Origin of the sequence: Aquabacterium sp., assembly GCF_049274795.1 — a bacterium.
In the GTDB taxonomy this organism is placed as follows: Bacteria; Pseudomonadota; Gammaproteobacteria; order Burkholderiales; family Burkholderiaceae_C; genus Aquabacterium.
The window spans coordinates 1-7,603 of record NZ_JBASTH010000006.1; the positions used below are offsets into that span (position 1 = coordinate 1).

Sequence of the window (7,603 nt, forward strand, 5' to 3'; positions counted from 1 at the left end):
CGCCGGGGTCGGCGAGGCCGGCACCGCAGCGGGCGCTGGCGCCGAGGGCTTGGTCGGGGCGTTGTTGGTCAGCGCGGCGACGGCGGCAGAGCCCCGGTCCTTCGGGAACAGGTCGCGGATCATGGCCAGCTTAGGGGCCACGGCAGAGCGGGTGTCGATCTGCAGCGCCTTGGAATAGGCCTGGCTGGCCAGCTTGGCGTAGACATCGCCCAGGTTCTCGTAGGCGGTGGCGTAGCTGGGGTTGGTGCGGATGGCCATTTCCAGGGCCGTGCGCGACTTGTCGTACTGGCCCTGCTGGGCGTAGAGCACCGCCAGGTTGTTGAAGGGCTCGGGCAGTTCGGGGAAGTCTTCCGTCAGCTTCTGGAAGGCCGTGATGGCCTCGGGCGTGCGGCCGGCCTGCGACAGGCTGATGCCGCGCAGGAAGCGCATCATCGGGTCGCGTGGCTTGCTGGTCAGGAACTGGTCCGCCTTCTGGAGCGCCTCGGCGTTCTTGCCGGCCGACAGCAGTTTCTGGACTTCGGCCACATCATCGGCGCGCACGACCTGACTCGACAGGCTCAGCATGGTGATGGCGACGAACTGGGCAGCCAGCGCCGTCAGGCGGGCTCCAAAAAGGGGCGCAACAACTCGCATGGGTCTCGTTGGTCTCTAGATGGTGGTTGGAGAGTAGCCCCGGAGAATACCAGCGTGAAGCGCGTGCCCGGGTTGATGATCACCCTGACGCGTGCCCCCCGTTCGAGGTCCCCCGGATATACTCTGCTGATTGTATCCCGACGTACTGCGCCGACCTGAATCCTCTTCCAAGGTGGCAGTCCGATGGCCGTCGCCTTGTTGCGCGGCGGCGTCCAGGGACCGAGGTTTCCGCTTTTCCCATGAGTCTGCGTCTATTCAACAGCCTGTCGAGGCAGCTAGAGTCGTTTTCACCGATCGAGCCTGGTCACGTGCGGATGTACGTGTGCGGCATGACGATCTACGATTACTGCCACGTGGGCCATGCGCGCATGATGATGGCCTTCGACGTGGTGCAGCGCTGGCTGCGCGCCTCGGGCCTGAAGGTCACGTACGTGCGCAACATCACCGACATCGATGACAAGATCATCAAGCGGGCGGTGGAGCGCGGGATCACCATCCGCCAACTGACGGACGAGATGACGAAGGCCATGCACGATGACATCGGCGCGCTGGGCATCGAGCCGCCCACGCACGAGCCCCGTGCCACGCAGTACGTGCCGCAGATGCTGGCGATGATCGGCCAGCTGGAGGCCAAAGGCTTGGCTTACCAAGCCGGCAACGGCGATGTGAACTATGCGGTGCGCAAGTTCGAGGGCTACGGCAAGCTGTCCGGCAAGTCGCTGGATCAATTGCGCGCAGGCGAGCGTGAGCTGCATGGCGCTGGCGCCAAGGCCGCCGATGGCAAGCACGATCCGCTGGACTTCGTGCTCTGGAAGGCCGCCAAGCCCGAAGAGCCGCAAGATGCCAAGTACGACTCGGCCTACGGCGCGGGCCGCCCGGGCTGGCACATCGAGTGCTCGGCCATGGCCTGCTCGCTGTTGGGTGAGCAGTTCGACATCCATGGCGGCGGCCTGGATCTGCAGTTCCCGCACCATGAGAACGAGATCGCCCAGAGCGAAGGCGCCACGGACCAGCGTTTCGTCAACTACTGGATGCACAACGGCTTCCTGAATGTCGACAATGAGAAGATGTCCAAGTCGCTGGGCAACTTCTTCACCATCCGCGACGTGCTCAAGAGCTACGATGGCGAGACGATCCGCTTCTTCATGGCGCGGGTGCACTACCGTGGCCCCTTCAACTACAGCGATGCCGGCCTGGACGATGCCCGCCTGGGCCTGCGTCGCCTGTACACGGCGCTCGATGCCGTCAATGCGCCCGAGGGCGCCTACGAGATCGACTGGAACCACCCTCAGGCCGCGCGCTTCAAGGCCGCGATGGACGAGGACATGAACACGCCGATCGCCGTGTCCGTGTTGTTCGACTTGGCCGCCGAACTCAACCGTGACCGCCAGCCGCAGACGGCCTCCCTGCTGAAGGCACTGGGCGGCGTGCTGGGCCTGCTGCAACAATCGCCCAAGGCCTATCTGCAAGGCGGCGTGGCTGGCGGCGACGAGGCCGCGGCCATCGAGGCCGCCATCGTTGCGCGTGCCGAGGCCAAGAAGGCCCGCAATTTCGCAGAGTCGGACCGCATCCGAGACGAACTGGCCGCCAAGGGCATCGTGCTGAAAGACTCGCCTCAGGGCACCACCTGGGTCAAAGCCTGATGAGCGCCGCCTCCCGTTCAACCGCCGACGACAGCGCGGCGCCCCCGGCGTCCACGCCGCTTGTCACCCCGCCGTTCTGGGACGAAGCGTGCAAGCACCTGTCCAAACGCGACCGTGTGATGCGCAAGCTGATCGCCGATTTCGGCCAGGCGCGCCTGCATAGCCGTCGCGACGCCTTCACCACCCTGGCGCGCTCTGTGGTGGGGCAGCAGGTGTCCGTCAAGGCGGCTCAGGCCGCGTGGCACAAACTGCTGGGCCTGCTGGAGATATCCAACGAGAGCGTGAGCGTGGTGCTGCCGGCCGCCCGGCTGCTGTCCGCGCCAAACGATGCATTGCGCGGTGTCGGCCTGTCGGCGCGCAAGGCAGAGTACCTGTCCGATCTGGCCCGGCACTTCGCCGAAGGCCGTGTCCACGTCGACCAGTGGGTGGACATGGACGACGAGGCCATCATCGACGAACTGGTCGCGATCCGGGGCATTGGCCGCTGGACCGCCGAAATGTTCTTGATTTTTCACCTGATGCGCGCCAATGTAATGCCCTTGGATGACCCGGGGTTGATCAAAGGCATCAGCATCAACTACTTCAGCGGTGAGCCGGTGTCGCGGGCGGAGGCGAGGGAGATCGCCGACGCCTGGGCACCGTACCGAACCGTTGGCACCTGGTATCTTTGGCGCAGCCTTGACCCGCTGCCCGCCGGTGCCTGATCTGCAGGATGAACGCCATGAGCAAACGACATTTCCTAGAGTTCGAGCAACCCATCGCCGAACTCGAAACCAAGATCGAAGAGTTGCGCTACGTGCAAAGCGAATCGGCCGTCGACATCTCTGAAGAGATCGACCGCCTGAGCAAAAAAAGCACGCAGCTCACCAAGGACATCTACGCCAGCCTGTCGCCCTGGCAGGTCACGCAGATCGCCCGCCACCCGCAGCGCCCCTACACACTGGACTACGTGAACGAGCTGTTCACCGATTTCCAGGAGATGCACGGCGACCGCCACTTCTCTGACGATCTGTCCATCGTGGGCGGCCTGGCGCGCTTCAATGGCCAGCCCTGCATGGTGGTCGGCCACCAGAAGGGCCGTGACACCAAGGAGCGCGCCGCGCGCAACTTCGGCATGTCGCGCCCCGAGGGCTACCGCAAGGCCCTGCGCCTGATGCAGACGGCCGAGAAGTTCGGCCTGCCGGTTTTCACCTTCGTCGACACGCCCGGCGCCTACCCCGGCATCGGCGCGGAAGAGCGCAACCAGTCCGAGGCCATCGGCCGCAACATCTTCGAGATGGCGCGCCTGGAAGTGCCCATCATCACCACCATCATCGGTGAAGGCGGCTCCGGCGGCGCATTGGCCATCAGCGTGGCTGACCAGGTGCTGATGCTGCAGTATTCCGTGTACTCGGTGATCTCGCCCGAGGGCTGTGCCTCCATCCTCTGGAAAACGGCCGACAAGGCCCCTGACGCGGCCGAGGCCCTGGGCATCACCGCTCACCGCCTGAAGGCCCTGGGCCTAGTCGACAAGATCATCTCCGAGCCAGTGGGCGGTGCCCACCGCGACCACAAGCAGGCCTGTGCCAACCTCAAGCGCGCGCTGAACGACGCGGTGCGCCAGGTCAGCGACCTGAAGGTCAAGGATCTGCTGCAACAGCGCTACGAGCGCCTGCAGGCCTATGGCCGCTACAACGACACCACCGAGCATTGAGCTTGACGCCAGGGCGGCGCTTGCCGCCGCCGCTGGCCGCCGCGTGGCCGTGGCCTGCAGTAGCGGGCGCGACTCGATGGCCTTGTTGCATGCTGCCGCCCGCATGGCCGCGCAGGAGGGCGGCGAGGTGGTGGCGCTGCATGTGCACCATGGCTTGAGTGCCCAGGCCGATGCCTGGCTGGCCTTGGTGCAAGCGCAATGCGAGCGCTGGAGCGCGCAGGGCTGGCCCGTGCGGCTGCTGTGGCGCCATCTGGCCTTGGCGCCTGAGGCTGGTGACAGCGTGGAAGCCGTGGCCCGTGAGGGGCGCTACAAGGCGCTGGCCGAGATGGCCCAGGAGGCTGGCTGCAGCGCCGTACTGCTGGCGCACCATCGCCGCGATCAGGCCGAGACTTTTCTGTTGCAGGCCCTGCGTGGCGCCGGTGTGGCGGGGCTGGCCGCCATGCCACCTGTCGCTGACCGCCACGGCGTGACTTGGCTGCGCCCCTGGTTGAACCAGCCGCGCGAGCACATCGAGGCCTATGTGGCGCAGCACGCCGTGTCCTATGTGGACGATGACAGCAACACCGACGGGCGCTTCGCACGGAACCGGCTGAGGCTGGATGTCTGGCCGGCATTGCAGCAGGCCTTCGGTGATGCGGAACAGGTGCTGGCGCAAGCGGCCTCGCACCAGGCCGATCTGCTGGCCTGCCTGAACGATTGGCTTGGCGAGCGGCTGCCCGCCGTGACAAGCATGATCGACGGGCCGGATGGCCTGGCGCGGCAGGCTCTGCTGGTGTCGGATTGGTCCGCATGGGCGGATGGGCCTCGGCGAGAACTGCTGCGGGCCTGGTTCAAGCAGGCCACGGGGCGCGCCATGCCTGCATCCTGGGTACAGCGGCTGCACCGAGAGGTGCTGGATGGCGCTTCACGGCGATGGCCCTTGGCATTGCCCGCGCAGGGCAAGCTGGGTCGATTGGATGGCGAACTGGTGCTGTACCGGGGGCTGCTGACGTGGCGTGATCGATCCAATGCCGTGGGCGATCTAAGGGCAATGGTGTCAGCTGCGGCCCAAGCACCGTTGCGTTTGCGGATCGATCAGCCGGGCCGTGTCGCGTTGCCGGCGGGCTGGGGCGAATTGATGGTCCAGCCCGTCGAGCGTGAAGGCGTGCCGCTTGCCTGGCTGCAGGATTGCGAATTGGCGCCTCGCCAGGGCGGTGAGCGCTTCCAGATGGCGCAGGGCCGGTCGGCCCGCTCGCTCAAGAAGCAGTTCCAGATGCAAGGGGTGCCGGCCTGGGCGCGAGAGGGCCCGCTGGTGTGGGCGAATGGCCAACTGGTGTTCGTGCCTGGCCTGGGGGTCGATGCCCGTGCGTGGGCCGAACCGGGGCAGGCGCAGGTGCAGATCAGCTGGAAGCCATCGGCCCATTCCTGAGCCCCCATCTGCGCACGCGGGTATCCCATCTGCCGAAACTGCCGTTGCTGGTTAAAATCTAAGGTTTGGCCATGCAGGCACTGCGCGGCCGGCAGCATTTCCAACATAGCAACGTCTCTGACATGGCACTGATTGTTCACAAATACGGCGGCACGTCGATGGGCTCTACCGAGCGCATCCGCAACGTGGCCAAGCGCGTGGCCAAGTGGGTGCGGGCGGGTCATCAAATCGTGGTCGTGCCATCGGCCATGAGCGGTGAAACCAACCGCCTGCTGGGTTTGGCCAAGGAGCTTTCCGGCAACCCCAGCCCGCGCGAACTCGATGCGATCGCCGCCACCGGCGAGCAGGTCTCGTCCGGTCTGCTGGCCATCGCGATCCAGGCCGAAGGCCTCGAAGCGGTGAGCTACGCCGGCTGGCAGGTGCCCGTCAAGACCGATTCGTCCTTCACCAAGGCCCGCATCGAGAGCATCGACGACGCCCGCGTGCGCGCCGACCTGGCCGCTGGCAAGGTGGTCGTGATCACGGGCTTCCAGGGCGTGGACCCGAACGGCCACGTCACCACGCTGGGCCGTGGCGGCTCAGACACCTCGGCCGTGGCCATCGCCGCTGCGATGAAGGCCGACGAGTGCCTGATCTACACCGACGTCGATGGTGTCTACACCACCGACCCGCGCGTGGTACCCGAAGCCCGCCGCCTGAACGCCATCAGCTTCGAAGAGATGCTGGAGATGGCCTCGCTGGGCTCGAAGGTGCTGCAGATCCGCTCGGTGGAGTTCGCCGGGAAATACCGTGTGCCGACGCGCGTGCTGTCGAGCTTCACCCCTTGGGACATCGACCTGGAAACAGAAGCCAAGTCGGGCACCCTGATCAGTTTTGAGGAAGACGAAAACATGGAACAAGCCGTTGTTTCCGGCATCGCGTTCAACCGCGACGAAGCCAAGATCACCGTGGTCGGCGTGCCCGACACCCCCGGCATCGCCTACCAGATCCTGGGCAAGGTGGCTGAGGCCAACATCGATGTGGACGTGATCATCCAGAACGTCTCGCACGATGGGAAGACGGACTTCTCGTTCACCGTGCACCGCAACGATTACCAGCGCACGCTGGACCTGCTGAACAACAACGTGCAGTCCACGCTGGGCGCCAAGGAGATCGTGGGCGATCCCAAGATCTGCAAGGTCAGCATCGTGGGCATCGGCATGCGCAGCCACGCCGGCATTGCCAGCACCATGTTCAAGACGCTCTCGGACGAGAGCATCAACATCCAGATGATCACGACCAGCGAGATCAAGACCTCGGTCGTGATCGACGAGAAGTACATGGAACTGGCCGTGCGCGCGCTGCACAAGGCTTTCGGCCTGGACGAACCCAAGGCTTGATGAGGCTTGCGGCCTTGCGGAAAGCAGGCCGTTGTTTTGAGCGCAACAGGCGGATCGACAGTAAAACTGGGCTAGAATGCTTGCTGTTGCTGGAGACGTGGCCGAGTGGTCGAAGGTACTCCCCTGCTAAGGGAGCATACGCCAAAAGCGTATCGAGGGTTCGAATCCCTCCGTCTCCGCCAAAACCAAAGCCACCCCTCGGGGTGGCTTTTGTCAGCTAGAGCATAAGATGGCGCGAAAGTCATCTTTTGCTCTAGTACAACTTCCGCCATCTTATGCTTCAAGCTCAAGGTGAGGAAGACCTGGCAATAAAAAGGCAGTCACTGTGTGACTGCCTTTTTTCTTTGGCGAGATACTAAGCCCGCGCCCTCAATGCGGAGACTCTGAGCATGAACGCAGGGTCGCTCGTCAGACGTGTCTTCGACTTCGCAATCTGTTCGCACAGTGCTCGTGGGCAACTTTCTAGTCGCTTGGACCTCATCGTTCCTAGGCCTGCCCAACTGCGAAGCTCTGCAAGTGCAAGAGAACTCCAATCATTTGGGAACCATTGTTGGCCATCGAGGTACCTGGCGTTCCTGAGAGTGGGCTTGATGTTGTTGACCAGCATCTTCCTCAAGGTGTCTTCGGCATACGCGACGGCCTTCATGTAGTTTGAATCTGATTGTGCTTGGCGTTGAGTTTGAGATTTTTCTACAAGCTCCCTTGAACGCTCCGGGAATAGCCCCGGCGGCCACCCAAACTGCCCCACCCATGGCCACCCAAACTGCTCCACTTGGCCGGGGTGAATTGACCCATTGAGAACGGTGAGTCAGGCGCCTCAGCCCTGACGAGCAGGACGTAACTTTCG

Annotated in this window: 6 protein-coding genes and 1 tRNA gene; 6 read left to right on the forward strand and 1 reads right to left on the reverse strand. The window is 64.2% G+C overall.

The genetic code is table 11. The features are described 5' to 3' along the window. Positions 1–633, reverse strand: a 633-nt coding sequence (locus tag WAQ08_RS00685) for a tetratricopeptide repeat protein (RefSeq protein ID WP_422188721.1), incomplete at its 3' end; no start/stop codon positions are given. 239 nt (positions 634–872) lie between these two features. On the opposite strand from WAQ08_RS00685, the gene cysS reads away from it, so the two are divergent. The 6 genes from cysS (at position 873) to WAQ08_RS00715 (ending at position 6,938) form a co-directional block, all read left to right on the forward strand. Further along, the gene (gene cysS, locus WAQ08_RS00690; RefSeq protein WP_422188722.1) at positions 873–2,276 is read left to right on the forward strand and encodes a cysteine--tRNA ligase; all 1,404 of its coding nucleotides are present in this window, start codon (positions 873–875) and stop codon (positions 2,274–2,276) included. Beyond that, positions 2,276–2,980 carry a DNA-3-methyladenine glycosylase family protein gene (locus tag WAQ08_RS00695; RefSeq protein ID WP_422188723.1) on the forward strand — a complete coding sequence of 235 codons (705 nt, stop codon included), beginning with the start codon at positions 2,276–2,278 and terminating at the stop codon, positions 2,978–2,980. Before cysS ends, WAQ08_RS00695 begins: the two co-directional genes overlap by 1 nt. A 17-nt stretch (positions 2,981–2,997) precedes the next feature. Beyond that, positions 2,998–3,969, forward strand: coding sequence for an acetyl-CoA carboxylase carboxyltransferase subunit alpha (locus tag WAQ08_RS00700; protein WP_422188724.1), 972 nt, complete (start codon positions 2,998–3,000; stop codon positions 3,967–3,969). Further along, complete coding sequence (tilS, locus tag WAQ08_RS00705) at positions 3,938–5,377, forward strand: tRNA lysidine(34) synthetase TilS (protein WP_422188725.1); 1,440 nt, start codon at positions 3,938–3,940, stop codon at positions 5,375–5,377. Before WAQ08_RS00700 ends, tilS begins: the two co-directional genes overlap by 32 nt. Before the next feature lie 122 nt (positions 5,378–5,499). Further along, positions 5,500–6,756 (forward strand): aspartate kinase, encoded by a 1,257-nt coding sequence (locus WAQ08_RS00710; RefSeq protein ID WP_422188726.1) that lies wholly within the window; start codon positions 5,500–5,502, stop codon positions 6,754–6,756. A 91-nt stretch (positions 6,757–6,847) separates the two neighbouring features. Then, a tRNA-Ser gene (locus WAQ08_RS00715) sits at positions 6,848–6,938 on the forward strand. The last annotated feature ends 665 nt before the right edge of the window (positions 6,939–7,603 follow it).

What these genes read in the sequence shown, in the direction of transcription:
- cysS (WP_422188722.1), top strand. Translation starts at nt 873, where the DNA reads ATGAGTCTGCGTCTATTCAACAGCCTGTCGAGGCAGCTAGAGTCGTTT.
- WAQ08_RS00695 (WP_422188723.1), top strand. Translation starts at nt 2,276, where the DNA reads ATGAGCGCCGCCTCCCGTTCAACCGCCGACGACAGCGCGGCGCCCCCG.
- WAQ08_RS00700 (WP_422188724.1), top strand. Translation starts at nt 2,998, where the DNA reads ATGAGCAAACGACATTTCCTAGAGTTCGAGCAACCCATCGCCGAACTC.
- tilS (WP_422188725.1), top strand. Translation starts at nt 3,938, where the DNA reads ATGGCCGCTACAACGACACCACCGAGCATTGAGCTTGACGCCAGGGCG.
- WAQ08_RS00710 (WP_422188726.1), top strand. Translation starts at nt 5,500, where the DNA reads ATGGCACTGATTGTTCACAAATACGGCGGCACGTCGATGGGCTCTACC.